The sequence below is a fragment of the Flavobacterium sp. MDT1-60 genome (assembly GCF_014844035.1).
Classification (GTDB): domain Bacteria; phylum Bacteroidota; class Bacteroidia; order Flavobacteriales; family Flavobacteriaceae; genus Flavobacterium.
In genome coordinates this window covers 1,627,846-1,654,297 of sequence record NZ_CP062159.1, presented here as the reverse complement: position 1 = coordinate 1,654,297, position 26,452 = coordinate 1,627,846, and the positions used below count along the sequence as shown (strand labels likewise).

The following is a 26,452-nucleotide window of genomic DNA, read 5'->3' as shown; positions in this document are numbered from 1 at the left end:
CTTTTCTTATTGCCGAATTAATTTTTTAGCTTCAATTGTGATTTATAACCTCGCATTAATTTTTACATTAAAAACTCGCGAAGTCATGTAATTTGGAATCGCATATTCATTTTTAGAATACACATCTCTAACCCAGGTATTGGTAATTGCATTTTGATTATTGAAAAGATTAAAAATTTCAAATCCAACAGATAATTCTTTAAAACCTTTCAGCCAATTTGCTTTAGCTGTTTTTGTTGTACTGTCCACAAAAACTTTAGCAAAACCAACATCTGCCCTTCTGTAATCGTTCAATCTGTTTTGATATAAATAAGGATCTGAATAAGCCGGTGCACCGCCTGGCAAACCAGTATTGTAAACTAAATTCAGATACAATTTTACACTTGGAATATTCGGCATATAATCCTGAAACAACATGGCAAACTTCAAACGTTGATCTGTTGGTCTGGCGATATAGCCTTTGTTTTCGTAGTTTTCCTCTGTTTTCAAATAACCAAAACTAACCCAGGATTCCGTTCCCGGTACAAATTCCCCATTCAATCTAAAATCCAAACCTTGTGCGTAGGCTGTTGCATTATTGTTTGCAATATATCGAACCCGGACATTGTCTATCGAATAGACATTTACATCAGAAAGTGATTTATAATAAACTTCTGTAACCCATTTAAAAGGTCGATTCCACATTTTAAAGTTATAATCATTACTCAAAACAATATGTACTGATTCTTGTGCTTTCACATTCGGATTCACAACTCCATTTACATCACGAAGTTCTCTATAAAAAGGCGGTTGATGATATATTCCTCCAGAAAGTCTGAAAACCATATCCACATCCCAATCTGGTTTAATCGCAAACTGAGCACGTGGACTAAAAACAATTTGATTTTTACCTTCAACAGCTGCACCAGAAACATCCCAGCTCTGAAAACGAGCACCAACATGATACCAAACCTCATTAGAACCGATTTCTGTTTTCTGATTCCATTGTGCATAACCTGCAATTCTGTTTACCATATTAAAATTTGTCGCGCGAACATCCTGATACGGCAAAAGTGGTCCAGTATACGATTGATACGGTTGATTATTTTTTGGCAAAATAACCAAAGGAGGATTTATAGAAAATCCCGCCGAATCAATTACTTCCCACTCAACAACCCTGTCACGAATGGATTCTCTGGTATATTTTAAACCAAATTCTAACTGACTGTCATTTTTCCAGTCCTTAAAACCTTTAATTTCAATATTTGCAATCAATGCATCTAAATCATTTCGGGCATGATTGAGTTGAGAACCAATTCCACGCGTAAAATCAATTGCTTCAGGCTCTCCTTCCTCAGTAACATTTCCTAAACGATATTGTGCCAAAATATCAAAATGTTCCTTTTCTGTTGTATGAAATAAAGAACCAATTAACTTTAAAGTAAAATCAGGAGAAACTTTATAAGTAGTTTTCAACGCCCCAAAATAAGTATCATATTGATCCTTTTCCTGTCCTTCATAATAAACATTCAACTCCATTGGCTGATCTATTGTTCCAAATCTTGTTTCACGCGTTAAAGGCTGATATAAATATTTATTTTGAGAAATATTCCCTAAAAAACTCATTTGCCATTTTTTAGAAATATCATAGGTAACATTCGTTTGAACATCAGTAAAAGTTGGCGTATAATTCGTTTCCGTATCCTGACTATTAACAAGCAAACTATTGTTTCGATAGCGAATTCCTGTTACAGCAGACCATTTTTTATTTTTAGATACCAAATCAACTGCAGCACTTGCGCCTAATAAACTAGTTTCAAAAGCAGCACCAAATTGTGTCGGTTTTCGGTAGGTAATATCTAAGACAGAAGATAATTTATCTCCAAATTTAGCCTCAAACCCTCCCGCAGAAAAATCGACATTCTGAACCAAATCGGTATTTGTAAAACTTAATCCTTCTTGTTGCCCAGAACGAATTAAAAAGGGACGATAGACTTCGACTTCATTGACATAGACTAAATTTTCATCATAATTTCCACCCCGAACTGCGTATTGCGTACTCAATTCATTATTAGAATTTACTCCTGGCAATGTTTTTAAAATATTCTCGATTCCGGCATTTGCTCCCGGAATCTTTTTGATTGTAGCAACATCTATTGTCGTGATTCCCTGAACGCGTTTTTTATTTTTAGAAGACACAAATACTTCTCCCATTTGCTCCTCAGAATTACTCATTACCGGATTAAAAACGAAAACTTCATTTGGTTTTAAACTCACCGTAAGACTCATCATTTTTAAGGAAATATGAGTAAAAATCAAAGAGACTTTTTTATTCGAAGGAATTTCAATTTCAAAAAAACCATTTGAGTCTGATTGCGCAACGTTTCCTAAGGCAGCAATGTTGACATCTGAAACTGGACGGTTTTCCTGATCTAAAACAATACCTTTTACATGTGCATTCTGAGCGAATGAAACACAGCTGCACAGAAAAAGAAAAGCAAATATTAATTGACGATGGCTCAAATGTTTTGGTTTTATTTTTGTTGACTTCTAAAAAAGTGAGTTTCAAAGATAGCAGAATTACCCACATTATCAATCACTTCAATTTTTAAATCATTTGCTCCTTCAGCTAATAAGGTATCATCAAACTTGTGCGTAATTTTTTTGGTTTTATTATCATATTCAAATAAAACCCAGTTTCCGTTTAAATATCCGTTGTAAGATTTAATTCCAGACAAACTATCGCTTATTGTAAACTGAATTGTTTTGATATCGCTGATCCATTTATCCTGAATTGGCTTTGCAATTTTAATAATTGGAGCGATTGTATCGAGCACCAATCCAAATTGTCCTAAAGTTTTAGATTTAGCTGTAAAAACATCATTTTTTCTTGTTGTTGCAATATAACTACCGCTTCTTCCTATAAAAACTTTATCTCTTAGGGCTTCTGAATAGGTACTGTCTTTTATTGTAATCGTAAAATTGGAATGAACAGGAACAACATCATCATGAATGTAGATTCGGTTGTTTTTTACATCAAAATTCAAATTAAAATCATCGTAAAATGTTCCTGCCGAAAAAAACACCGACATATTATCTTTTTCAAAATTATAATCTTTATTGGTCTTTATGAAATATTTAGAAGCTACTGGTTCTGCATTTATAACCGGCGTTTCGACATCATACTCAATTGGAACCGTAATTGCACTTAAATTCCCAAAATAATCTGAAACTTCAATTCGATAAGTTGAGGCCAAATTCGACTCGACCGGAATAATACCCCGAAGCGAATCCGTTTTTATAATACTCAACGCAAAAGGTATTTTCATAAAAAGCTTTTGAATGCGTTGTCCTGATTTTTTATATTTAGCATAATCAATGAACGCATTTACATAACGCATTTCATCAAACGAATAGGTGTTGAACTGGTAATTGTAATTTTGACTTCCGTTAACGAAAGTCGATACGTTAAAAACTCCATTTTTATTTCCCGAGACATCATCGAAATCAACCGTATTAATTCCGAAGCCAATTTTCCCATTTGCTTTTACCTTACTTGCCAGGTAGGTTCCGTCTTTTTGAAGGGAGAGATTTAATAATAAAGGCTGCTTCGATTGATTAACCGTTGTGTTATCCATTGGATAGACATATAAACTCAAAATCGTTGGTTTTTTAGTGTCTTTTATATTTTTATCAAATCCAAAAAACATCGGATTAATCACAAACTCCGATTTTGTATCTCTTATTTCAAAATGAAGGTGCGGGCCTTCAGACGAACCTGTATTACCGGAAAGCGCAATTAACTGTCCTTTTGTAACAGGCAATTCGCCAGGTTTTGGGAACATTTCAATTTCGAATGCTTTTTCTTTATAATGTGTTTGCAGAACATAATCCTGAATTGCACCAATTGTAGTTTGCAAATGTCCGTATACCGAAGTAAAGCCATTTGGATGCGTTATGTAAATACATTTACCGTTACCAAAAGTCGAAATTTTTATTCTTGATACATATCCATCTGCTACTGCGTAAACATTTAATCCTTCCCTTTGACTGGTTTTTAAATCGAAACCCGCGTGAAAATGATTCGGCCTCAACTCACCAAAATTCCCCGATAACTGCATCGGAATATCTAGTGGCGGAGCAAAATAATCTTTAGGATATTGAGCCTGAGCAAAAATAAACTGGCAAAATAACAGGGTAAGTACTGAAAATCTCATAAGCAACATTTTTGCTAAGATAAAAAAATAACAGGCTAAAACCGATCAGAATAAGACAAAAATACAATTGATTGAATTTCATTTATTTGTCTATTTTTAATGCAAAAAAATCGATAAAAAATTGCATTAATAAAAAGGAATACTAACTTTGTATGATTAAGTAATGAATAGGATTTATAATGAGTGTAATTGCCGAAATAATTGATACTCTTGAATATAAAGTCGAAAAGCTTTTTGAAAAATCAAAAGGCCTGGAGAAAAACAATCAGGAATTACGATTACAATTAGCCAAAGCTGCGCAAATCATCCAGAAACAATCTGAAGAAATGGAGGCTTTAAAAAAGCAATATGATACACTTAAAATAGCCAATTCGTTGCTCGGCAGCGACAATAACAAGAGAGAGACAAAGCTTAAAATAAATTCATTAATTCGCGAAATTGATTACTGTATAGCACAACTATCAGATTAGAAAAACATGGACGGAAAGCTTAGAATTAAAATATCAATTGCAGACCGCGTTTATCCGTTAACGGTTGAACCCGCTCAGGAAGAAGGACTTAGAAGTGCTTCAAAGAAAATTGATGCTATGATTAAGCAATTCGAAGAAAGTTACGCGGTTCGTGACAAACAAGATGTATTGGCTATGTGTGCATTGCAATTTGCGTCACAGGTTGAACAAAAACAAATTGATAACGCAATTGATGGTGAAGAAACCATCGAAAGAATTAAAAGATTAAATTCGCTATTAGATCAATATCTCGAAAATTAAACGTTCTTTACAGAAACTAAGATACTGCCTACATTAGTTCACAATTGGTAAACTCAACACTAACAAATTAAAGTGAGTGAATCGTCGCTACTATAGTACGTCCCGATTTATCGGGAAAACTTGAACAGTGAGTTAGCTCAAAACTTGTCTTTACGAGTTTATTCAAGCAATTAATGTAGGCTTTTTTTATATATAAATTTAAACAAACATGGACATCATAACGATCATTATTTCAGGTATTATAGGTATTACAGCAGGTTTTGGAATAGCTAAAATTATCGAAAAAAGTAATATTTCTAATCTCATAAAAAACGCAAAAAAAGAAGCAGCTTCCATTTTAAAAGATGCTAATTTAGAAGCAGAAAATATTAAAAAAGATAAAATCCTTCAGGCAAAAGAACGTTTTATCGAATTGAAAGCTGAACACGAACAAGTTATTTTAGCAAGAGATAAAAAAGTAGCTGAAGTAGAAAAAAGAGTTCGCGATAAAGAATCACAAATATCAAATGAGCTTTCAAAAGCTAAAAAAGTAAATGATGATTTCGAAGCTAAAACTTTAGAATACGATAACAAAATTGAAGTTTTAGACAAAAAACAAGCTGAAGTTGACAAACTACATAAAAGCCAGTTACAACAGTTAGAAGTAATTTCCGGACTTTCTGCTGAAGAAGCAAAAGAACAATTAGTGGAAGGCCTAAAAGCTGAAGCCAAGAGTAAAGCTATGTCTCATATCCAGGACACTATTGAAGAGGCAAAACTTACTGCGCAACAAGAAGCGAAAAAAATTATCATCAATACGATTCAGAGAGTCGGAACAGAAGAAGCAGTAGAGAATTGCGTTTCTGTATTTAACATTGAATCTGATGATGTGAAAGGTAGAATTATTGGCCGTGAAGGTCGTAACATTAGAGCTCTTGAAGCTGCAACCGGAGTTGAAATCATTGTTGATGACACACCGGAAGCTATTATTCTTTCTTGTTTTGATCCGGTTCGTAGAGAAATTGCCCGTTTGTCATTGCATAAATTAGTAACTGACGGACGTATTCACCCGGCAAGAATTGAAGAGGTTGTTGCTAAAACAGCTAAACAAATTGACGACGAAATTATTGAAGTTGGTAAACGTACCGTAATCGATTTAGGAATTCACGGATTACATCCTGAATTGATTAAAGTAGTGGGTAGAATGAAATACCGTTCTTCTTACGGACAAAATTTATTGCAACACTCCAGAGAGGTTTCTAAACTTTGTGGTATCATGGCAGCCGAATTAGGCTTAAACGTAAAATTAGCTAAAAGAGCTGGTTTACTTCACGATATTGGAAAAGTACCGGATACTGAAAGTGATTTACCACACGCTTTATTAGGTATGCAATGGGCTGAGAAATATGGCGAAAAAGAAGAGGTTTGCAACGCAATTGGAGCTCACCACGACGAGATCGAAATGAAATCATTGTTATCACCAATTATTCAGGTTTGTGATGCTATTTCAGGAGCAAGACCAGGAGCAAGACGTCAGGTTTTAGATTCTTATATCCAACGTTTGAAAGATCTTGAAGAAGTAGCTTACGGATTTACTGGTGTAAAAAATGCTTATGCAATTCAGGCTGGTAGAGAGCTTCGTGTAATCGTAGAAAGCGAAAAAGTTTCTGATGATAATGCCGCAAACTTATCTTTCGAGATTTCACAAAAAATCCAGACCGAAATGACTTATCCAGGTCAGGTTAAAGTAACCGTAATTAGAGAAACCAGAGCAGTTAATATTGCAAAGTAATCTCCTGTCTTTATAAAAACAACAAAGGCTATCTCAAAAAGATAGCCTTTGTTGTTTTTATATTTTGCATCAATCCCAGAATCCGTAGAGTAACTAAAATTAAACTTTTTTACACCACTATCATCCGAGATTTTAACCTTGAGATTACGGTCATGATAATGTTTGCATCCCAACGTTTGAAACCGTTGGCTATATTTTAGATAGAATGGGTATCTGTTTTCAATCTCTGGCGTAACATTATCAGCCCTTAAAGATCACTAAATACAATCTTAAAGCTCGTTCCCACTCCTACCTCACTTTCAACAGAAATACTTCCTTTCATGGCTTCTATTTGATTTCTGGTAATATACAAACCAATTCCTCGCGCTTCTTCATGTTTATGGAAGGTTTTATACATTCCAAATAAAAGATCACCGTGAACAGCCAAATCGATACCCAAACCATTATCTGTAATTTTTAACGATTTTTGACCTTCAGGTTCAATAGCAAAATCAAAAATAACAATTGGATCCCGATCCGGATGTGCATATTTTATCGCATTCGTTGTAAAATTTAATAAAACACTTTCCAGATAAGCCGGGTTAAAATTAATAGTCAAATAATTCGGAACATTATTTACAACCGTTACATTCTTCTGTTTATCATATCCTTTTATCGTTGTTATTGTTTTTTCTATGTACTCACAAAGCTTCAAAGGAACAACAGCAATATTAATATTGCTTTGTGTTTTTACAATTTGAGTTAAATTAGAAATAGTATCATTCAAATCATTAGAAACTGTCCTTAAATGCAATAACATTTCACTAACAGTTTGCTTATCTACATCGGCATCAATAAAGTCTAAAATTGATTTTATATTTCCTGCCTGTGTATTTAAGTTATGTGAAACTATATGCGAAAAATTGAGCAAACGACTGTTTTGATCGCTGTATAATTTCATCGTTTTTATAATCTCTAACTCTTTTTCTTTCTGCAAAGAAACATCGGTATGGGTTCCTAATACACGCAAAGGTTTTCCATTTTCATCACGCTTGATTACTTTTCCGCGATCCAGAATCCATTTATAGTTACCGCTTGAAGTCATTACACGATGGTAATTTTCGTAGTAAGGTATTTTATTGTCAAAATGCTCCTGAATATCAGAATAATATTTTGGAAGATCATCAGGATGAACAATTTTATCCCAACGTTCAGGATCATCAAAAATATCTGCTGATTCTAATTCCAGAATTTTAAGTGATAATGAAGAATAGAAAACACTATTGGTAACCATATCCCAGTCCCAAACACCAACTGTTGAGGCATCAAGGGCAAACTGAAATCGCTCTTCAGAAAGACGTAATTTTTCTTCCTTATCCTTTAACTCGGTGATATCAGAAACATGTCCAAAAAAGCTAATACTATCACTGTCAGCAGAAGACTTTTCGGTTTTAGATGAGATCTTAAACCAACGCAAACCTTTCTTTGGTAAAACTGCTCTGAATTCTACTTCCCAGGGTTTTACCTGGTTACGCGCTTTGATTAAAGATTGAAAAAAAAGTTCCCTGTCAGAAGGAAAAATTCTGTCGTAAATAATGAGTTTAATATCATTTGCAAACTCTGCAGCAGAAATCTCGAAAATATCATCAGCAGATTTACTGACAAGTGGAAAAGAGTAATTATTGTCTTTGTCTATTATAAACTGAAAAAGTAAATCGGGCATTTCGGCCAACAATTTTTTATAAAAATTATTAACTTCCAGACAATCCTCATTCTCATATATATCAAAAACCATATAACACTTTTTATGTAATTTGAATGATTAAATCATTTTCTAAATCAAAAAGATGCAGTTCGTCGATAATACCTGCATTTAATAGAAATTACCATACAAGATATTAATTTTTTAAGATAAAAAAGTATCCCTTCAAGAAAAATTATTTTCTGGGATGAAACGAATGCATGACTTCTTTTAAAAAACTTCTATCTAAATGTACATAAATTTCAGTAGTTGTAATCGATTCGTGACCAAGCATTAATTGAATGGATCTTAAATCGGCGCCATTTTCCAACAGATGAGTTGCAAAAGAATGACGCAATGTATGAGGACTGATATTTTTCTTGAGACCAATTTTTACAGCCAAATCCTTTATAATAGTAAAAATCATTGCACGTGTTAATTGATTCCCTCTTCGATTCAAAAACAGAGTGTCTTCGCAGCCTTTTTTAATGGTTACGTTACCTCGAATTTCATTCTGATAAATCTGTATGTACTTTTGTGTGAATTTCCCAATCGGAACAAACCGCTCCTTATTTCCCTTTCCTGTTATTTTTATAAATCCTTCATCGAAAAACAAATCAGAAATTTTAAGGGAAACGAGTTCTGAAACCCTAAGCCCGCAGCCGTATAAAGTTTCCAGCATAGCACGATTTCGTTCACCTTCATTTGAACTTAAATCGATTGCTGCAATCAGGGCGTCAATTTCCTGAACCGCTAAAGTGTCCGGTAATTTGCGACCGGTTTTAGGAGTTTCAATTAATTCCAAGGGATTATCATTTCTATAATCTTCAAAGACTAAATAATTAAAAAAGCTTTTTAATCCAGAAATAATGCGCGCCTGAGAACGTGGATTTACTTCTTTTGAAACTGCATAAATGAATTGCTGTACCGTTTCATCAGTAATTTTCAATGGTGAAACTTCGATTTTATTTACTTCTAAAAAAAGGCAAAGTCGTTCAATATCGAAACCATAATTTTCGATAGTATTTTTAGACAAACCTCTTTCAATTCGCAAATACGATTGATAATCTTTGATGTATTTGTTCCAATTCATATTTACAAAGTAAGTGATTTTTAGGCATAAAAAAACCTTCCTGAATGAGGAAGGTTTTTAAATATCTATTAAAAGCTATTAGAATTTATAAGCCAAATACAACGCAAGGTTACTATTTTTAGCACTGTCATAATAATCATCTGCATCATCAATATCGCTATCAGACAGAGGAGATAAACCAATAGTATAACGAAGCCCGGCTGAAAAATTATCAGTAAAATTATATCCAGCTCCTATGTTAAAACCAAAATCTACCGATCTGGTAAAATCCTTTACATCTTCACCTTCCGATTTAGCGGATAATAAAAGACCTAATTGCGGACCAGCTTCAACACTAAATTTATTTTCTATAATATAGTATTTAGCCAATACCGGAATATTTAAATAATTAAGTTTAAAATCACTATCAGATCCAAAAGGACCATCAAATTTAGTACCTTGAGTCGAGAACAAAAGCTCTGGTTGGATAAAAAATTTCTCAACAACATGAATTTCTGCTAAACCTCCAACATGAAAACCTACTAGAGACTTTGTGTTATCTACATCTCCTCCAACCACAGTAGAAATATTAAGACCTCCTTTTATTCCAAACCTTGTTTGTTGAGCATTTGCCAATCCAAAAGTCATTACTGCAATCGCAACTAAAAAAATTCTTTTCATTTTTATTTGATTTTGAGTTAAAATTAATATGCCAAATATAGAAATATACTTATTAAAAAATAATTTTTATTTTAATAAATAAAACTATAATTAGAGGCTAAATCCTATGAAATAAAAAAATGCAACAAGTGTAATCTCCTCTAAAAAATAAGAAAAGCCACTTTTTTGATAAATTATATTCTTGCTTCCAAGAAACTAATCGTAGAAATTACTTACTAAATTTTTATTTTCATTCAAATAATTTGAAATCAAATTCTTATTAAATAAAAAAAATATAGAGCTAATTATTCTTTTAATAACATTCTAAAATTGAGAGCATTATGGCGATTTCAAATCAGAACATGAGAAAAATATTAATTATTTAATCTAAAACATAAAACAATAAATTCTTAATTCTGTAGTTTTGACTAATAGAAACATTTAAATATAATACCAATTTTTAAAAACAATTTTATGAAAAAAATACTTTTAGCAGCTGTACTGTTCATTGCAACATCAGCTACAATACAAGCCCAATTATTACAAATCGGTGTTAAGGCAGGGGTTAATTTCGCTAGCCAAACTGGAGATGCATCCATGCAAGGTGTAGCATTTGACAAAGAAGGTATCACAAGTTATCATGCAGGTCTTGTTGCAGAAATTAAGTTGTTAGACAAATTTTCTGTTCAGCCAGAGCTTTTATATTCTACACAGGGAGCAACTTACAAAAATGCAGTTGACGAATTTAAAAATGAACTTGGGTATTTATCTATTCCGGTAATGGCTAAATTTTACTTAACTGATTCATTTAGTTTAGAAGTAGGACCACAAGCTTCTTTTCTATTAAGCGAAAAAAATGACTTCGATGTAGAAGATGCGGAAACATTTGAATTTGGACTTAATGCAGGAGTTGGATTTAAGATTACAAAAAACTTTTTCGTTCAGGGGCGTTACGGTTTAGGATTAACAGAAGCTTCTAAAAATGCAGATGTTAAAAACTCAACTGTACAAATTTCAGCCGGATTCATGTTCTAAAAAGAATATCACATAGTTTTATAAAAACCGTTCTATTAATTAGAACGGTTTTTTTATTTTTACATACTTGTGAAATGTATTCTCTGAAATATAAAATGGATTCAAGTCACTCTATAAAATTTAATCATTTATGAAAATCTGCATTATCAACGGACCCAATTTGAATCTTTTAGGAAAAAGAGAACCGGAAGTTTACGGAAGTCAAACTTTTGAAGACTATTTTGAAATATTAGAACATAAATTTCCAAACGTTGAACTTTCCTATTATCAGAGTAATATCGAAGGCGAATTGATTGGAAAAATTCAGGAAGTTGGTTTTACATTTGATGGAATTATTTTAAATGCCGGGGCATACACACATACTTCAATAGGATTGGGCGACGCTATGAAAGCGATTACCACTCCGGTAATCGAAGTTCATATTTCGAATACTTATGCGCGCGAAAGCTTCAGACATCAATCGTATTTGTCCGGAAATGCAAAAGGCGTTATTTTAGGCTTTGGTTTAAAAAGTTATGAATTAGCGATTCAGTCTTTTTTATAATTCGTTATTTAACAAATTATTAATAAGCTCGTTTTTAACTTATTCTATTTTTGTGAGAGAAAAAACTTTCATGAGAAACTATACTTTATTTGCCTTTTTATTTTTTTCGATTTCCAACTTTGCTCAAATCAAAGGAACCATAACGGATGAAAAAGGAAATCCTTTGCCTTTTGTATCCGTTCTTGAAGAAAACACATATACGAGTACAACCTCAAACGAGCAGGGAAATTATCAGCTCCAGGTAAAAGAAGTTGGCAAAAACAAAATTACGTTTCAATATTTAGGTTTTAAAACCCAAAAAATAACAGTCTCTTCAAATTCAAAAACAGTAGTTTTAGATATAAAACTTCAAGAAGAAAGTTTTGCATTAAATGAAGTTATCATTGACCAAAAAAATAATCCGGCGAACGCCATTATAAAAAGTGCCATCACAAACAAAAAAGAGAATTCAGATAAAACAGGACGCTACACAGCCGATTTTTATTCAAAAGGAATGTTTAAAGTGAAAGATCTTCCTAAAAAAATCCTTGGCCAAAAAGTCGATCTTGGCGAAGATATGGCTTCCAATTTAGATTCTACGGGAACAGGAATTTTATATCTATCAGAAACGATTTCTAAGATTTCTTTTGAAAAACCCAACAAACTAAAAGAGAAAATCATCGCTTCTAAAATCTCCGGAAACAACAAAGGGTACAGCTATAACACGGCCAGTTTATCGACTTATGATTTTTATGAGAATACTTTAGACTTCGACGTTAAGCTTATCTCTCCTATCGCTGATAATGCTTTCAATTACTACAAATACAAATTAGAAGGAACTTTCTTCGATGACAACAATCAGCAAATCAATAAAATTAAAGTAATACCTAAAAGAGATAAAGAACCCGTTTTCGAAGGCTACATTTATATTGTAGACGATAGTTTTGCGATCTATGCTATAGATTTAGACATTAAAGGCTACCGAATGAAAAATGAATTTACTGAAATTATGACTTTAAAACAGAGTTTTAGTTATAATTCGAAGAATAAAATCTGGTCTAAAAATGCACAAACACTTTCATTTAACGCTGGTATTTTTGGAATTAAATTCTCAGGGAAATTCAATTATGTTTATTCGAATTACGAATTTCCGGATTCGTTTGAAAAGAAAACTTTTGGAAATGAAATTGTAGCTTTTGAAGCCAATGCCAATAAAAAAGATGATGCTTTTTGGAATAAGATCCGTCCAATTCCGTTGACTATTGAAGAAAGTACCGATTACACCAAAAAAGACAGCTTACTGACAATTCGTAAATCCAGAAAATACACCGATTCAGTTGATACCAAAAACAACAAATTTAAAGTATGGGATGTTTTAATGGGTTATGACTATAAAAACACCTTCAAAAAATATTCTTTTGATTATAAAGGTTTGTTGAACCTGACTTCATTAAGCTTTAATACCGTTCAGGGATTTAATTTTGATACGGGTTTTTCTTTTAGAAAATGGAATGAAGATGAAGGAAAAAGCACTTCTATAAGTACCACTTTTAATTACGGATTTTCAGACGAACGTTTTCGTGTTACCGGACAATTCAGCCATAGATTCAACACTATCAATTACGCTACAATTTGGGGCTCCGGAGGAACAAAAACAGCGCAATTTAATGGTACTGAGCCTATCAGTAAGTTTGTCAATTCTATAAGTTCTTTATTTTTTAAAGACAACTATATGAAGTTGTACAATTTAGAATTTGCTCAAATCAACTATTCTCAAGATGTTGCTAACGGAATAAATTTGAATGCGAAAGTGGCGTACGAACAGCGAAAACCTCTATTTAATACTACCGATTATTCTTTCTTTAAAAAAGACGATATTTATTCATCCAATAATCCTTTAGCACCAGACGATTTCACAACTCCGGCATTTGATCCTCATCATTTGTTTAAAACTGCTTTAACTGCAAGAATCAATTTCGGAAACAAATACATTTCGAGGCCAGATGGTAGATATAATATTAAAGATGAAAAATATCCCACCCTATTTTTAGTTTTCGAAAAAGCTTTTGCAGCCAGCGAAAAAAAATATGAATTTGAAAGAATTGGTGCTTTTGTTCAATATGATTTATCGTTAGGAAATAAAGGTCTTTTGGGAATGAATTTCAGAGCCGGAAAGTTCTTTAATGCTGAAAATATCTCTTTTATAGATTACAGGCATTTTAACGGAAACCAAACTCACATTGGAACCAGTGATCGCTATTTGAATGTTTTCAATTTAATGCCCTATTATACCAACAGCACAAACGACAGTTATTTTGAAATGCATCTGGAACACAATGATACCGGATTTATAATGAATAAAATTCCGTTATTGAATTTATTAAAATCAACGATAAATATCGGATTTCACTCGTTGGCGATTCCAGATAGAAAACCTTATTCTGAGTTTACAGTTGGTTTAGACAATTTAGGTTTTGGAAAATTTAAATTGTTTAGAGTTGATTATGTTCATTCTTATCAAGCCGGAGTTGAACAAAATGGTGTTGTTTTTGGCTTGAAGATTTTGAATGTTTTGGATTAATGTTGATTGTTATTTCACGCAGATTTGGCAGATTTCAGCAGATTATAAAAGATCTTATCTAAAAACTGAAATAGCTAACATCAATCTATCTTAGAATTGCGTTAGGGATAGAAGCGATATCTCCCGATTTAGAAAAACAAGGCTTTTTAGCCGTAGTTTTTGTTAATTGGGAATATAGCGGATAGCCCGGCCGGAGGCAACGCCCATAAAAAATCCGCTTACTCTTTAAAAGAATAAACGGATTCTTTTTTTTACGTTTCAAAGAAAACCTTAGCAACTTAGAATCTTAGTATCTCAGAACCTTTTTTCTCAGTGATAATCATCTGGCTCAATATGAATCAAAACATATCCTAATTGAGGGATTTTTTCTTTTAATGTATCTTGTAGTTTATGAGACAAATCATGTCCCTCTTTTACTGAAATTTGTGCTGAAACAATAGCATGAAGATCAACGTGATATTTCATTCCCGCTTTACGGATAAAACATTTTTCAGTACCTAAAATTCCTTTTACAGTTAAAGATGTAACACGAATTTCTTCGACCAAATCATCGTTCAAATTCTCATCCATGATTTCGCCAAGTGCAGGTCTGAAAATTTTATAGCTATTGTATAAGATAAAAAAAGCAGCAAAAAGTGCCGCCCAATCATCTGCTGATTCGTATCCTTTTCCCATAAACAGCGCAATAGAGATCCCGATAAACGCCGCTACCGAAGTAATTGCATCACTGCGATGATGCCACGCATCTGCCGCTAATGATGAGCTATTCGTTTGTTTGCTTCGTTTCATTACCACACGAAACGAATATTCTTTCCAGATAATTATAGCACCTAAAACATATAATGTCCAGGATTTTGGTAAATCATGTGAAGTCTGAATATTGCCAATACTTTCGTAAGCAATGATTGTTGCCGAAGTAATTAAAAACCCGACAACCAAAAATGTAAATAAAGGTTCTGCACGACCGTGTCCATAAGGATGATTTTCATCTGCCGGTTTATTAGAATATTTTATCCCGATTAAAACCAAAAAAGATGAAAATATATCTGCAGTCGACTCAATCGCATCTGCAATTAAGGCGTAAGAATTGCCAAAAAAACCTGCTAGACCTTTTAAGATGGCCAAGCAGGTGTTTCCAGCTATACTAAAAATAGTAGCTTTTATAGCTTTTTGTTCATTTGTCATTTAGACTATTTTTTTAGCCACGAATTCACGAAATTATTTTTTGATAATCGTTGAAGATCTAAATTCGTGAATTTGTGGCTAACTTTTTTTATTCTCTCACAATTTTAGCACCAATAGCTCTCAAACGCTCATCGATACGCTCGTATCCACGGTCAATTTGTTCGATATTTTGAATTGTACTTGTACCTTTCGCTGAAAGAGCTGCAATTAATAATGAGATTCCGGCACGGATATCCGGAGACGACATTGTTGTCGCTTTTAGTTGAGATTCAAAATTATGTCCCATAACTACCGCTCTGTGCGGATCGCATAACATGATTTTTGCTCCCATATCAATTAATTTATCAACGAAAAACAAACGGCTTTCGAACATTTTTTGGTGAATTAAAACATCGCCTTTTGCCTGTGTTGCTACAACCAAAACGATACTTAACAAGTCAGGTGTAAATCCTGGCCATGGCGCATCGGCAATAGTTAAAATAGAACCGTCAATATCTGTTTTTACTTCATATCCGTCTTTATGAGCTGGAATATAAATATCGTCACCACGTTTTTCGATCGTAATTCCTAATTTTCTAAAAGTATTCGGAATCAAACCTAAGTTTTCCCAACTTACATTTTTGATTGTGATTTCGCTTTTCGTCATAGCCGCAAGACCAATCCAGGAACCGATTTCGATCATATCAGGCAAAATTCTGTGCTCACATCCACCAAGGCTTTCGACACCTTCGATAGTCAACAAGTTAGATCCGACTCCAGTGATTTTAGCTCCCATAGAGTTCAACATTTTACACAATTGTTGCAAATATGGTTCGCAAGCTGCGTTATAAACTGTTGTTTGTCCTTTTGCCAAAACTGCAGCCATAACAATATTTGCTGTTCCGGTTACAGAAGCTTCGTCAAGTAACATGTCTGTTCCTTTCAATCCTTCTGCTGGAGACTCTACTCCATAAAAGTGATCTTCTCTATTGTATCTGAATTTCGCCCCAAGGTTAATAAAACCTTCAAAGTGTGTATCTAATCTACGACGACCAATTTTGTCTCCACCTGGTTTTGGAATATATCCTTTTCCGAAACGGGCCAAAAGCGGCCCAACAATCATAATAGAACCACGAAGCGCTCCACCTTCTTTTTTGAAAGCTTCAGTTTCTAAATATCCAACATTAACCTCATTGGCCTGAAACGTAATCGAACCCGGTTCATTGCGTTGAATTTTCACCCCTAAATTACCCAACAAAGTGATTAATTTATTGATATCAATAATATCGGGAATATTATTAATTGTTACTTTATCCCCCGTTAGAAGCACGGCACATAAAATTTGTAATGCCTCATTTTTTGCTCCTTGCGGAGTGATTTCTCCTTTTAAAGGAATTCCTCCTTCGATTTTAAAAATTCCCATATTTCTCTTTTAGGTTCTGAGGTTCTGAGGTTCTAAGGTTCTGAGCTAAAAATCTTAGTAGCTTAGCGTCTTAGTATCTTAGTACCTTTTTTTATTTCTGATTATTGTTTTTTTGAAAAGGTTTTGGTTTCCCCGGCCCTTTATTGTTTTTGTTACTTTGGATTTTTGGTTGGCCTGGTGGCGTAATTTTATTAGACATACGCTTGTTGGTACGCAATAAATCAGTTGTATTTAAAAGCTCTTCTGTGCTTTGCAGCAAATTGATTTTTCCGCCTGACAATTCAAATAAATGCTCGAAAATCACATCGTCTTTTACAGTGTCTTTATTCCAGCTTAGGTATGATTTTTTCATGTGATTAGCGATCACTAAAACCAATGCATTTTTCATTTCGCCATCTTCCCATTTATTGGCAACATCAATCATATATTTGATATTATTACCATAAAATCTGTATTTAGGGAAGTTTTGAGGATATTGTAAAACGTCTGGTTTTAATTGCAATACATCTCTTGATGGGATTGGATATGGCGATTCTACATCTAATTTAAAATCAGACATAATAAAAAGCTGATCCCATAATTTATGCTGAAAATCCGGTACATCACGCAAATGCGGATTCAGACTTCCCATAACCTGAATGATGTATTTCGCGGCTTTGTTTCGCGTTTCAGCATCTTCAATAATAGTAGCCTGATCAATCAGTTTTTGCAAATGACGACCATATTCAGGAATAAGTAAACGCTGTCTTTCAGAATTATATTCTAAGTTAAAAACAACGTCATTTGCGACTTCTTTTTTATATTTTTCGACCATAAGTTATAATGAAACTATACCTTCTATTGTAGCTACTTCTTTGTATTTGCCAATCACTTCGTCAGCGCTATGCATTGTAACATCTATAGAAACACTGGTAAATTTACCGGTTTTAGATTTTGTTGTTTTGATAACCGCACCCATATTGTCAAAAGCTTTTTCAACTCGCTCAACATTATCACCCACTGAAGGCATTATAAATTTATACAAATATTCTGCTGGCCAAGTATTTGAATTATCTAACTCAACCTTTAATCTTTCGTAAAATTCGGCGGTGTTTTTTTCTTTATCGTTCTCCATTCGTAATTAAAAATAAACGCAAATATACGGTTTTGATTTCAGATTTTTTAGATTTTTTTCTTTGAAAAAAGGCTCAAAGATACAAAGGTTCAAAGGTGCAGAGAAAAAAACTTTATGACATTATTTCTTTGTGAAATTTCCTCTTATATTTGAGAAACTTTACTACGAAAATCTCACCCAAAGTCGCAGAGTCACAAAGTTTTTACTTTTAAATCTTTCTTTGCGACTTCGCGACTTTGCGAGATTAAAAACGAATCCTATGAAAAAATACATCTTTTTACTTTTTATCATTTTCACATTTAACAATAGTCACGCACAGGAAATCAAAACGATGACTTATTTTCAGAATGATACGATCAAACTGGATTTAGACCTGTATTTGCCTGAGAAAAAATCAAATGAAAAAATTCCGTTAGTGATTTTTGCTTTTGGCGGAGGATTTTCTGGTGGAGAACGAACCAACGAGAAAGAATTTGGAATATTTATGGCAAAAAATGGCTATGCGGTTGCGAGCATTTCGTATAGTCTTTACATGAAGGGAAAAGATTTTGGCTGTAAAGGAACTTTGACCGAAAAAATAAAAGCAATCCAAATTGGTGTGAGTGATATGTGGCAGGCGACTTCATTTTTGATTGAAAACGCCAATAAATACAATCTTGATGCTTCAAAAATTTTTATTTCAGGAATAAGCGCTGGTGCCGAAATTGGTTTTCACGCTTCGTTTTGGGATTATAAACTCATGAACTTATACAAAAACAATTTGCCTGAAAATTTTAAATACAAAGGTTTCATTGGAGGTTCCGGAGCGATTCAGGACATTAATTTGATTACGAAAGAAAAAGCAATGCCGATGTTATTGGCTCACGGAAGCAACGACGAAACCGTTCCGTATAGCGCAGGTTCGCATCGCTCCTGCCCTACAAATGCTTCGGGTTGGCTGATTCTTTTTGGATCTTATGCTGTTTACAATCATATAAATGATCTTCATAAAGATGTTGAACTGATTACGTTTTGTGGTGGCGGCCATGAATTCTCTGGTTATCTTTTTCATGACGGACAGCAATATGTTCTTGATTTTGTAAATGATGTTTTAAAAGGGAAGAAATTCGAATCGCATTTGATTGTTCCTTCTAAGAAGAAGGGTGTTGGTTCTGGGAAATATTTGTTTTGTGAGTGATTAATTTTATAATTAGATATGAAACAACAATATAAAAGTTTTGAAATTGAAGTTCGTGATGAGCCTAATTACATTTTTAATTCAGTTAAAAATTTACGCCAATACAATAAGTTTTTTTTTCATGAAGATTATTACCAAGAAAATTTTAATACCACAAGCAAACATGCAATTATCATTAAAGAATTTGAAACCGAAATTTCTAATGCTATAATTGGCGAAATTGGTGGAGCGACTGGAGTTTACGATAATTCATTTATTATTGAAAATGACAAAATATGGATTTGCGTTTGTAATAAAATTTATTGTTTAGAAATTCCGTCTCTAGAATTAATATGGCAAAAAGAGTTTGATCATTTTACAAATTTGAGCATTTATAAACTTGAAAAAGATTTTGTACTACATGGCGAATTAGAAATATTACGAATTACAAGAGAAGGTGAAATTGTTTGGCGTTTTGGAGGAAGAGACATTTGGATAAATCCTGAAGGCAAAACAGAATTTAATATTGAAGATAACGTAATAAGATTATTTGATTTTGAATCAAATGAATATGTTCTTGATTTTGATGGAAATCTAATTGAAGATAATCCGAGGATAATTCCTAACGAAGTTAGAAAGAAATGGTGGAGAATTTTTGGCTAAATCTAAGACAAATCAAATCATAAATCCATCACTTAAGACCAACGGCTATTAAAAATCAAAAAGCTCCAGCGGAGCAAAATGTTTATAGCTAATTTTCACGTTTGATATTTAAAAGCTCCAGCGGAGCGATATATCGATTTCAAACATACCACCCCGATGGCGTTTTATGAAATGACCCTATAATTTTTTCTATAAACGTGATGTCCCGCTGGGACTAAATAAATTTCATATATTTTGATTTAAACTGGACTAAAGTCCAGCCCTACAATATTTGCCGAACCACAATCTCTTATTGCAGGATTCACCATAAAAAATGGATTTGAAATAACTCAAAAACCTTGGAACATGATCCAAAATTGCGAAATCATCTGCCCCAAGCAAAATAATCTTTTTAAATACCAATAAGTTTAGGTAAATTTGCGCTTTATTTTAAGAAAGTGCAAAAAGAAATCATAGTTCTCATTGGTGGCCCGGGAACGGGAAAATCTACTCTGATCAACGAATTGGTAGCTCGTGGCTACTGCTGTTACCCTGAAATTTCAAGACAAGTTACGCTCGAAGCACAACAACGCGGCATCGAACAGTTGTTCCTGGAACAGCCTTTATTGTTTAGTGAAATGCTATTACAAGGCAGAATTAAACAATTTGAAAATGCCCTTGAAGAACCTGATAATGTAGTTTTTATAGATCGCGGAATTCCGGATGTTGTCGCTTATATGGATTATATAGGTGATGAATATCCCGCACATTTTACAAAAGCCTGCGAAGATTTTAAATATTCCAAAACTTTTATTTTACCGCCCTGGGAAGAAATTTACGAAAGCGATACTGAGCGTTACGAGAATTTCGAACAGGCCTTAACGATACAAAAGCACCTTGTTGAAACGTATAAGAAATACGGTTACGATTTAATTGAAGTGCCTAAAGATACGGTGGAGAACAGAATTCTTTATATCTTAGATAAAATTTAGGCATTTGGTTAAAGTTGCAAAACTAGAAACTGATTTCTAAATTTTTTAACTTTAAAACAAGACCAATGCCAGAAGCGCAAGAAATTCTTTTAAAATACTGGAAACACGACAGTTTTAGACCGTTGCAAAAGGAGATTATTGACTCGGTTTTGGATGGTCAGGATACTTTTGCCCTTTTACCAACCGGCGGAGGAAAATCGATTTGTTTTCAGGTTCCGGCGATGATGCAGGAAGGTATTTGTTTGGTGGTTTCGCCTTTGATTGCTTTGATGAAAGATCAGGTGGCAAATTTGCAAAAGCGGGATATTAAAGCCATTGCACTTACAGGAGGAATTCATACGGAAGAAATTATTGACCTTCTCGACAATTGTCTACACGGAAACTACAAGTTTTTATACCTTTCGCCAGAGCGTTTACAGTCCGACTGGATTTTAGAACGCATCAAAGATCTCCCTATAAATTTAATTGCAATTGATGAAGCGCATTGTGTTTCGCAATGGGGGCATGATTTTCGTCCGGCGTATTTGAAGATTTCAGAACTTAAAAAATACTTTCCGAAGATTCCGTTCCTGGCTTTGACCGCTACCGCGACTCCAAGAGTCATTGAAGATATTAAAACTGAATTAGGTTTGAAAGATCCTAATTTTTTCCAACAATCTTTTGAAAGAAAAAATATCGCGTACATGGTTTTTGAAATCGAAGACAAACTGTATCGCACAGAACAAATTCTAAAGAAAAATCCACAGCCTTCTATTATATATGTACGAAATCGCAAATCATGCCTGAATATGTCGACGCAACTACAATCGTTAGGATTTAAAGCGACTTATTATCATGGCGGACTTTCGGCAAAAGAAAAAGACAAAAACATGCAATTGTGGATGTCCGAGCAAGCGCAGGTTATTGTGGCCACGAATGCGTTCGGAATGGGCATTGACAAAGACAATGTAAAAACAGTTATTCATACACAACTTCCTGAAAATCTGGAAAATTATTATCAGGAATCCGGAAGAGCGGGACGAAATGGCGAAAAAGCTTTTTCAGTATTGCTTTTTAATAATGCAGATGCGAATCAGACAGAACAACAATTCTTAAGTGTTTTGCCAGATAAGAAGTTTTTGAAAACCATGTATGTAAAGCTTTGCAATTATTTTCAGATTGCTTACGGCGAAGGATTGGACGATTCTTTTTCTTTTAAACTGAATCATTTTTGCAACAAATACGACTTCCCTACTCTAAAAACCTATAATGCATTGCAATTTCTGAATCAACAGGGAATTATTACGATGTCTCAGGAATTTTCAGAAAAGATTACAATGCAGTTTTTAATCGAATCAAAAGAAGTCATTCGGTATATGAGTCTAAATCCAAATGATGAAGAAATCATACTTGCGATTTTAAGAACTTATCCGGGCGTATACGAAATGAAAACACCTTTTAATCTTTCATTAATTGCAAAAAAATCACATCATACGGAAGAACAAGTTTCGGCTGCTTTAGAAAAACTAAAAGAAAAAGAAATCATCGAATACAAATCTAAAAATAACGACGCAACTATTTTATTTAATGAAGTTCGCGAAGATGATTTAACTATAAACAGAGTTTCGAAATATCTCGAAAAACAAAATCAGCTCAAAAAAGAGCAATTGATGTCTGTCTTATATTATATAAAGGAAAACAAAACCTGCAAAAACCGATTGGTTTTGGATTATTTTGGAGAAGAAACAACAGAAAACTGTGGTGTATGCTCCTATTGTATTACTCAAAAAGGAAAAATTACCGAAGCCGATTCGATTGCTGATAAAATTCTGCATTTATTAAAATCGGCCGCTTTGACTTCGAGAGAAATTCAGACCCAAATAAAACTGGATGCAAACGATATTGTTTCGGTACTTCAGGAATTATTAGAAAACAATCATATTACCATACAAGCGAATAATAAATACACTTTAAAATCATAATGGAAAAATTGAGAATTATATTCATGGGAACTCCGGAATTTGCTGTCGGCATTTTGGATACCATTATTAAAAACAATTACGATGTTGTTGGCGTGATTACGGCTGCAGACAAGCCAGCGGGGCGCGGACAAAAAATAAAATACTCGGCAGTGAAAGATTATGCACTGGCGAACAATCTTACTTTATTACAACCAACCAATTTAAAAGATGAAGCTTTTTTAGCAGAGCTAAAAGCTTTAAACGCCAATTTACAAATTGTGGTTGCTTTTAGAATGTTGCCTAAAGTAGTTTGGGAAATGCCAGGTTTAGGAACCTTTAATCTTCACGCATCCTTATTACCAAATTATCGTGGTGCAGCACCTATTAACTGGGCTATTATTAATGGAGAAACTAAAACCGGTGTTACCACTTTTTTTATCGACGATAAAATTGATACCGGAGCAATGATTTTGAATTCGGAAATTGCTATTGAACCAGAAGAAAGTGCCGGACAATTACACGACCGTTTAATGTTATTAGGAAGCGAAACTGTTATTGACACTTTAAAAGTGATCGAAAACGGAAATGTAACTACAACGATTCAGGAAGATAACGAAGAAATTAAAACGGCTTACAAACTCAACAAAGAAAACTGCAAAATTGATTGGACAAAATCCGGTGCTGAAATCAACAATTTGATTAGAGGTTTAAGTCCATATCCTGCTTCGTGGTGTTTTTTGAAAGATAAAGAGGAAGACCAATCTATTAAAATATATGAAGCAAAATTGGTTTCAGAAGCACATTCTTACGAAGTTGGAAGTTTGATTTGTAGCAAAAAAGAAATCAAAGTTGCAATTCAGGATGGCTTTTTACAGCTATTGAGTTTGCAATTACCCGGCAAAAAGAGAATGCAAGTGGCAGAATTGCTAAATGGGATAACTTTTTCTGATACTGCAAAGGTGTATTAACGTCAGTAAAACAGGGGTTTCTACCTGTTTTTGATCGATGAATAGCTTGCGTTATGAACAAAAAAACTAAGTTATTAACAATTTTTGCTAAAATTAAAGAAAACACTTGCAAGGAACGGATTTCCTACTAAATTTGTGTATTAACAATTTTTTTTAACCAACAATTAATAACTAATTATTATGAACAAATCAGAATTAATCGATGCTATCGCTGCTGATGCAGGAATTACAAAAGCTGCGGCAAAATTGGCTTTAGAATCATTTTTAGGAAACGTAGGAGCTACTTTGAAAAAAGGTGGTAGAGTTTCATTAGTAGGTTTTGGATCTTGGTCAGTATCTGCTAGAGCTGCTAGAGACGGTAGAAACCCTCAAACAGGAAAAACTATTCAAATCGCTGCTAAGAATGTTGTAAAATTCAAAGCTGGAGCTGAATTAGAAGGTGCAGTGAACTAAGTAAGAAAAGTTCTCTAAACTTATAATATAATTAAAACCCTCCTATGGAGGGTTTTTTTGTGCGGTTTAACGATTTTATTTGGGTTTTTAAAAATTTTATGACTAAATTTAATAAAAATTGTAGCCGTATGATTTCAGAAAAATTAAAAAAAGGACACCTGCTTATTGCCGAACCTTCTATAATTGGAGATTTATCATTTAATAGATCGGTAATTTTATTAGCAGACCATAACAAAGAAGGATCAATAGGTTTTATCATTAATAAACCATTAAAATACACTATTAATGATCTAATACCTGAAATTGACGCCACTTTCAAGATATATAACGGAGGCCCTGTAGAACAAGACAACCTTTATTTTATTCACAATATTCCAGAGTTAATCCCGAATAGTGTTGAGATTTCTAATGGAATTTATTGGGGAGGTGATTTCGAATCTACTAAAGACTTAATAAACGACGGATCTATTAGCAAAAATAATATTCGTTTTTTCTTAGGATATACCGGTTGGGACGAAAATCAGCTCGAGAGTGAAATGCAAGGAAACTCCTGGATCATTACTGATAATAGTTATAAAAACAAAATTATCGGCAAGTCTACCACACATTTCTGGAAAGAGCAAATTATTGAACTTGGCGGTGATTATCTTATATGGTCAAATGCACCTGAGAATCCATATCTGAATTAATTTTCAGAAATGGATTCATTTAGCTTTTGCACTAATAAATGCGCCAGATCACTTCTAAACTCCTTTTTTCGATATTTGGTTATCGGCTGTATTCCTGTGATTACATTTGTGAGAAATAATTCGTCAGCTTTTTGAAGGTCAAATGGCGAAATTATTTCTTCAAGTACTTCTATGCCATCCAATTTCTTAGCTAAAACTAAAATTTGTTTGCGCATTATTCCATTCAGACATCCTTCAGAAATTGGAGGTGTAATTAGTTTTTTACCTATCAACATAAATAAATTACCCTGTAAACCTTCAACTACGTTTTTCGTGTCGTTTACTAAAAGGCAATTTGCCAAACCATTTTCGTGAGCAAAAATACTTCCGGTCACATTTATCATTTTATTCGTCGTTTTAATCGACGATAATAATTGTTTGGTCACATAGAAATCTTTATACAAATCGACTTCATATTCAGACGTATTTAATGCATAAGAAGCTTTGTCAAGAGGAGTTGCATGAATTAAATAGGAGACTTCATTTGTTTTTGGCAAATACAAACCACCATCATTTCTAAAAACAGTAATTCGGACTCTTGCTGAAGCCGAAATTCCTTTTTCATGAACTAATTTTAAAACTTGCTCTTCAAAGAACTCCATTGTAAAGTTCATTGGAATTTCCATTCTAACCACACGCATTGAAGCCATTAGCCTAAAATAATGATCTTCCAGAAACAGAATTTTGTTGTTGATTATTTTCAGTGTTTCAAAAACACCATCACCATACAAAAAAGCGCGATTTTGAGTTAATATATTATCGTTTTCCGCTGCTATGTTTCCATTAAAATTGATCATAAAAAAAACCCTGAATTTTGTTCAGGGCAAATATAAGGTATAAAATAGACTTTTACTAAACAGAACCTATAAGATGTTTCAGATCTGAAATCTGATTCTCCCACAATTGTTTAGCTTCTCCTACTTCTTCTTTTTCAGCGAAATCAACCACCATTAATGATACATCTTTAGTTAATTCATCAACTAAAATATGCAATTCGAAAAAATACTCAGTATCCTTGCTGCTTTCGTCAACCCATTTGAATTTGACTTTTTCTCCCGTTTTTTTAGAAGCCAAACGCGCTTTTTCCTGCGAGTCATTCCAGATGAAAGTAAAGAATTCACCTCTTGAGTTTACATTGTCTGCAAACCATTCTGACAAACCTGAAGGGGTTGATATATATTGATATAATAATTGCGGCGAAGAATTTATAGGAAACTCGATTTCGTAACGTATTTTTGGATCCATGTGCTACTTTTAATTTTTTCGAAATATAAGAATATATGTCCAAAAACAATGCATTTTTAAAAATATTTTTTTTTCTTCATTTTATGCTTGTAAGCTCTAATAATATTTTTATATTTGCACCCGCAATGAGGAACACGGTTCACTTGCAATTTTGGCGAGGTAGCTCAGTTGGTTAGAGCGCAGGATTCATAACCCTGAGGTCACGGGTTCAACTCCCGTCCTCGCTACTCACAAACCCTTAAACATCAAATGTTTAAGGGTTTTTTGTTTAAAAAAAATCCTCACTGAGTGAGGAATTC

The 26,452-nt window shown here is 33.5% G+C and carries 24 protein-coding genes and 1 tRNA gene; 14 read left to right on the top strand and 11 right to left on the bottom strand.

All coding sequences use genetic code 11. The annotated features are described in order from the left end of the window. Positions 1-42: 42 nt before the first annotated feature. On the bottom strand, positions 43-2,502 hold the full coding sequence (locus tag IHE43_RS07020; RefSeq protein ID WP_192187279.1) for a TonB-dependent receptor plug domain-containing protein: 2,460 nt from the start codon (positions 2,500-2,502) through the stop codon (positions 43-45). A gap of 11 nt (positions 2,503-2,513) precedes the next feature. Further along, entirely contained in the window at positions 2,514-4,196 is a 1,683-nt protein-coding gene (locus IHE43_RS07015) for a M23 family metallopeptidase (RefSeq protein ID WP_192187278.1), read from the bottom strand. Positions 4,197-4,375: 179 nt separating this feature from the next. Here IHE43_RS07015 and IHE43_RS07010 point away from each other — a divergent pair, with 179 nt between their 5' ends. From IHE43_RS07010 to rny, 3 genes are all read left to right on the top strand, one after another. Further along, on the top strand, positions 4,376-4,666 hold the full coding sequence (locus IHE43_RS07010) for a hypothetical protein (RefSeq protein WP_026984115.1): 291 nt from the start codon (positions 4,376-4,378) through the stop codon (positions 4,664-4,666). A 6-nt stretch (positions 4,667-4,672) separates the two neighbouring features. Beyond that, positions 4,673-4,966: a cell division protein ZapA gene (locus IHE43_RS07005; protein WP_012022231.1), complete on the top strand. Its 294-nt coding sequence runs from the start codon at positions 4,673-4,675 to the stop codon at positions 4,964-4,966. Between the two features lie 208 nt (positions 4,967-5,174). Continuing rightward, entirely contained in the window at positions 5,175-6,737 is a 1,563-nt protein-coding gene (gene rny, locus IHE43_RS07000; protein WP_056195867.1) for a ribonuclease Y, read from the top strand. Positions 6,738-6,984: 247 nt separating this feature from the next. Here the strand turns inward: rny and IHE43_RS06995 are convergent, their stop codons facing one another. The 3 genes from IHE43_RS06995 to IHE43_RS06985 form a co-directional block, all read right to left on the bottom strand. Further along, positions 6,985-8,511, bottom strand: a complete 1,527-nt coding sequence (locus tag IHE43_RS06995; protein ID WP_192187277.1) for a PAS domain-containing sensor histidine kinase — start codon at positions 8,509-8,511, stop codon at positions 6,985-6,987. Positions 8,512-8,653: 142 nt separating this feature from the next. Beyond that, positions 8,654-9,550 carry a site-specific tyrosine recombinase XerD gene (gene xerD / locus IHE43_RS06990; protein WP_192187276.1) on the bottom strand — a complete coding sequence of 299 codons (897 nt, stop codon included), beginning with the start codon at positions 9,548-9,550 and terminating at the stop codon, positions 8,654-8,656. Between the two features lie 78 nt (positions 9,551-9,628). Then, entirely contained in the window at positions 9,629-10,210 is a 582-nt protein-coding gene (locus tag IHE43_RS06985) for a porin family protein (protein WP_192187275.1), read from the bottom strand. Positions 10,211-10,663: 453 nt separating this feature from the next. Here IHE43_RS06985 and IHE43_RS06980 point away from each other — a divergent pair, with 453 nt between their 5' ends. From IHE43_RS06980 to IHE43_RS06970, 3 genes are all read left to right on the top strand, one after another. Beyond that, positions 10,664-11,224, top strand: a complete 561-nt coding sequence (locus IHE43_RS06980) for a porin family protein (RefSeq protein ID WP_192187274.1) — start codon at positions 10,664-10,666, stop codon at positions 11,222-11,224. Between the two features lie 130 nt (positions 11,225-11,354). Then, on the top strand, positions 11,355-11,768 hold the full coding sequence (aroQ, locus tag IHE43_RS06975; RefSeq protein ID WP_192187273.1) for a type II 3-dehydroquinate dehydratase: 414 nt from the start codon (positions 11,355-11,357) through the stop codon (positions 11,766-11,768). A 70-nt stretch (positions 11,769-11,838) separates the two neighbouring features. After that, positions 11,839-14,328 (top strand): DUF5686 and carboxypeptidase regulatory-like domain-containing protein, encoded by a 2,490-nt coding sequence (locus IHE43_RS06970; protein WP_192187272.1) that lies wholly within the window; start codon positions 11,839-11,841, stop codon positions 14,326-14,328. A 309-nt stretch (positions 14,329-14,637) separates the two neighbouring features. Here the strand turns inward: IHE43_RS06970 and IHE43_RS06965 are convergent, their stop codons facing one another. The 4 genes from IHE43_RS06965 to IHE43_RS06950 form a co-directional block, all read right to left on the bottom strand. Next, positions 14,638-15,513, bottom strand: a complete 876-nt coding sequence (locus tag IHE43_RS06965) for a cation diffusion facilitator family transporter (RefSeq protein WP_192187271.1) — start codon at positions 15,511-15,513, stop codon at positions 14,638-14,640. Between the two features lie 88 nt (positions 15,514-15,601). Beyond that, positions 15,602-16,915: a UDP-N-acetylglucosamine 1-carboxyvinyltransferase gene (gene murA, locus IHE43_RS06960; RefSeq protein ID WP_192187270.1), complete on the bottom strand. Its 1,314-nt coding sequence runs from the start codon at positions 16,913-16,915 to the stop codon at positions 15,602-15,604. A 91-nt stretch (positions 16,916-17,006) separates the two neighbouring features. Further along, positions 17,007-17,729, bottom strand: a complete 723-nt coding sequence (locus IHE43_RS06955) for a DUF4290 domain-containing protein (RefSeq protein WP_056195845.1) — start codon at positions 17,727-17,729, stop codon at positions 17,007-17,009. A gap of 3 nt (positions 17,730-17,732) precedes the next feature. Next, the gene (locus IHE43_RS06950; RefSeq protein WP_192187269.1) at positions 17,733-18,029 is read right to left on the bottom strand and encodes a DUF493 family protein; all 297 of its coding nucleotides are present in this window, start codon (positions 18,027-18,029) and stop codon (positions 17,733-17,735) included. 259 nt (positions 18,030-18,288) lie between these two features. Here IHE43_RS06950 and IHE43_RS06945 point away from each other — a divergent pair, with 259 nt between their 5' ends. The 7 genes from IHE43_RS06945 (at position 18,289) to IHE43_RS06915 (ending at position 24,869) form a co-directional block, all read left to right on the top strand. Continuing rightward, a complete protein-coding gene (locus IHE43_RS06945; protein WP_192187268.1) occupies positions 18,289-19,206 on the top strand; it encodes a S9 family peptidase in 918 nt (305 codons plus the stop codon). An 18-nt stretch (positions 19,207-19,224) separates the two neighbouring features. Then, on the top strand, positions 19,225-19,848 hold the full coding sequence (locus tag IHE43_RS06940; RefSeq protein WP_192187267.1) for a hypothetical protein: 624 nt from the start codon (positions 19,225-19,227) through the stop codon (positions 19,846-19,848). 437 nt (positions 19,849-20,285) lie between these two features. Beyond that, positions 20,286-20,819, top strand: coding sequence for an AAA family ATPase (locus IHE43_RS06935; RefSeq protein ID WP_192187266.1), 534 nt, complete (start codon positions 20,286-20,288; stop codon positions 20,817-20,819). Positions 20,820-20,884: 65 nt separating this feature from the next. Beyond that, a complete protein-coding gene (locus IHE43_RS06930; protein ID WP_192187265.1) occupies positions 20,885-22,780 on the top strand; it encodes an ATP-dependent DNA helicase RecQ in 1,896 nt (631 codons plus the stop codon). Then, positions 22,780-23,727, top strand: coding sequence for a methionyl-tRNA formyltransferase (gene fmt, locus IHE43_RS06925; protein ID WP_192187264.1), 948 nt, complete (start codon positions 22,780-22,782; stop codon positions 23,725-23,727). Before IHE43_RS06930 ends, fmt begins: the two co-directional genes overlap by 1 nt. Before the next feature lie 180 nt (positions 23,728-23,907). Beyond that, entirely contained in the window at positions 23,908-24,180 is a 273-nt protein-coding gene (locus IHE43_RS06920; protein ID WP_017498096.1) for an HU family DNA-binding protein, read from the top strand. Positions 24,181-24,308: 128 nt separating this feature from the next. Further along, complete coding sequence (locus IHE43_RS06915; RefSeq protein WP_026984133.1) at positions 24,309-24,869, top strand: YqgE/AlgH family protein; 561 nt, start codon at positions 24,309-24,311, stop codon at positions 24,867-24,869. Here IHE43_RS06915 and IHE43_RS06910 read toward each other — a convergent pair. Together IHE43_RS06910 and IHE43_RS06905 are read right to left on the bottom strand one after the other, a co-directional pair. Then, positions 24,866-25,705, bottom strand: coding sequence for an aminotransferase class IV (locus IHE43_RS06910; protein WP_192187263.1), 840 nt, complete (start codon positions 25,703-25,705; stop codon positions 24,866-24,868). The two genes, IHE43_RS06915 and IHE43_RS06910, sit on opposite strands and share 4 nt — an antisense overlap. Positions 25,706-25,760: 55 nt before the next feature. After that, positions 25,761-26,153, bottom strand: coding sequence for an START-like domain-containing protein (locus IHE43_RS06905; protein ID WP_026984135.1), 393 nt, complete (start codon positions 26,151-26,153; stop codon positions 25,761-25,763). Between the two features lie 153 nt (positions 26,154-26,306). Here IHE43_RS06905 and IHE43_RS06900 point away from each other — a divergent pair. Beyond that, a tRNA-Met gene (locus IHE43_RS06900) sits at positions 26,307-26,380 on the top strand. The last annotated feature ends 72 nt before the right edge of the window (positions 26,381-26,452 follow it).

Excerpts from the sequence above, each read along its gene's own strand:
- IHE43_RS07015 (WP_192187278.1), bottom strand. The coding sequence starts at position 4,196 with ATGAGATTTTCAGTACTTACCCTGTTATTTTGCCAGTTTATTTTTGCT.
- IHE43_RS07010 (WP_026984115.1), top strand. The coding sequence starts at position 4,376 with ATGAGTGTAATTGCCGAAATAATTGATACTCTTGAATATAAAGTCGAA.
- IHE43_RS07005 (WP_012022231.1), top strand. The coding sequence starts at position 4,673 with ATGGACGGAAAGCTTAGAATTAAAATATCAATTGCAGACCGCGTTTAT.
- rny (WP_056195867.1), top strand. The coding sequence starts at position 5,175 with ATGGACATCATAACGATCATTATTTCAGGTATTATAGGTATTACAGCA.
- IHE43_RS06995 (WP_192187277.1), bottom strand. The coding sequence starts at position 8,511 with ATGGTTTTTGATATATATGAGAATGAGGATTGTCTGGAAGTTAATAAT.
- xerD (WP_192187276.1), bottom strand. The coding sequence starts at position 9,550 with ATGAATTGGAACAAATACATCAAAGATTATCAATCGTATTTGCGAATT.
- IHE43_RS06985 (WP_192187275.1), bottom strand. The coding sequence starts at position 10,210 with ATGAAAAGAATTTTTTTAGTTGCGATTGCAGTAATGACTTTTGGATTG.
- IHE43_RS06980 (WP_192187274.1), top strand. The coding sequence starts at position 10,664 with ATGAAAAAAATACTTTTAGCAGCTGTACTGTTCATTGCAACATCAGCT.
- aroQ (WP_192187273.1), top strand. The coding sequence starts at position 11,355 with ATGAAAATCTGCATTATCAACGGACCCAATTTGAATCTTTTAGGAAAA.
- IHE43_RS06970 (WP_192187272.1), top strand. The coding sequence starts at position 11,839 with ATGAGAAACTATACTTTATTTGCCTTTTTATTTTTTTCGATTTCCAAC.
- IHE43_RS06965 (WP_192187271.1), bottom strand. The coding sequence starts at position 15,513 with ATGACAAATGAACAAAAAGCTATAAAAGCTACTATTTTTAGTATAGCT.
- murA (WP_192187270.1), bottom strand. The coding sequence starts at position 16,915 with ATGGGAATTTTTAAAATCGAAGGAGGAATTCCTTTAAAAGGAGAAATC.
- IHE43_RS06955 (WP_056195845.1), bottom strand. The coding sequence starts at position 17,729 with ATGGTCGAAAAATATAAAAAAGAAGTCGCAAATGACGTTGTTTTTAAC.
- IHE43_RS06950 (WP_192187269.1), bottom strand. The coding sequence starts at position 18,029 with ATGGAGAACGATAAAGAAAAAAACACCGCCGAATTTTACGAAAGATTA.
- IHE43_RS06945 (WP_192187268.1), top strand. The coding sequence starts at position 18,289 with ATGAAAAAATACATCTTTTTACTTTTTATCATTTTCACATTTAACAAT.
- IHE43_RS06940 (WP_192187267.1), top strand. The coding sequence starts at position 19,225 with ATGAAACAACAATATAAAAGTTTTGAAATTGAAGTTCGTGATGAGCCT.
- IHE43_RS06930 (WP_192187265.1), top strand. The coding sequence starts at position 20,885 with ATGCCAGAAGCGCAAGAAATTCTTTTAAAATACTGGAAACACGACAGT.
- fmt (WP_192187264.1), top strand. The coding sequence starts at position 22,780 with ATGGAAAAATTGAGAATTATATTCATGGGAACTCCGGAATTTGCTGTC.
- IHE43_RS06920 (WP_017498096.1), top strand. The coding sequence starts at position 23,908 with ATGAACAAATCAGAATTAATCGATGCTATCGCTGCTGATGCAGGAATT.
- IHE43_RS06915 (WP_026984133.1), top strand. The coding sequence starts at position 24,309 with ATGATTTCAGAAAAATTAAAAAAAGGACACCTGCTTATTGCCGAACCT.
- IHE43_RS06910 (WP_192187263.1), bottom strand. The coding sequence starts at position 25,705 with ATGATCAATTTTAATGGAAACATAGCAGCGGAAAACGATAATATATTA.
- IHE43_RS06905 (WP_026984135.1), bottom strand. The coding sequence starts at position 26,153 with ATGGATCCAAAAATACGTTACGAAATCGAGTTTCCTATAAATTCTTCG.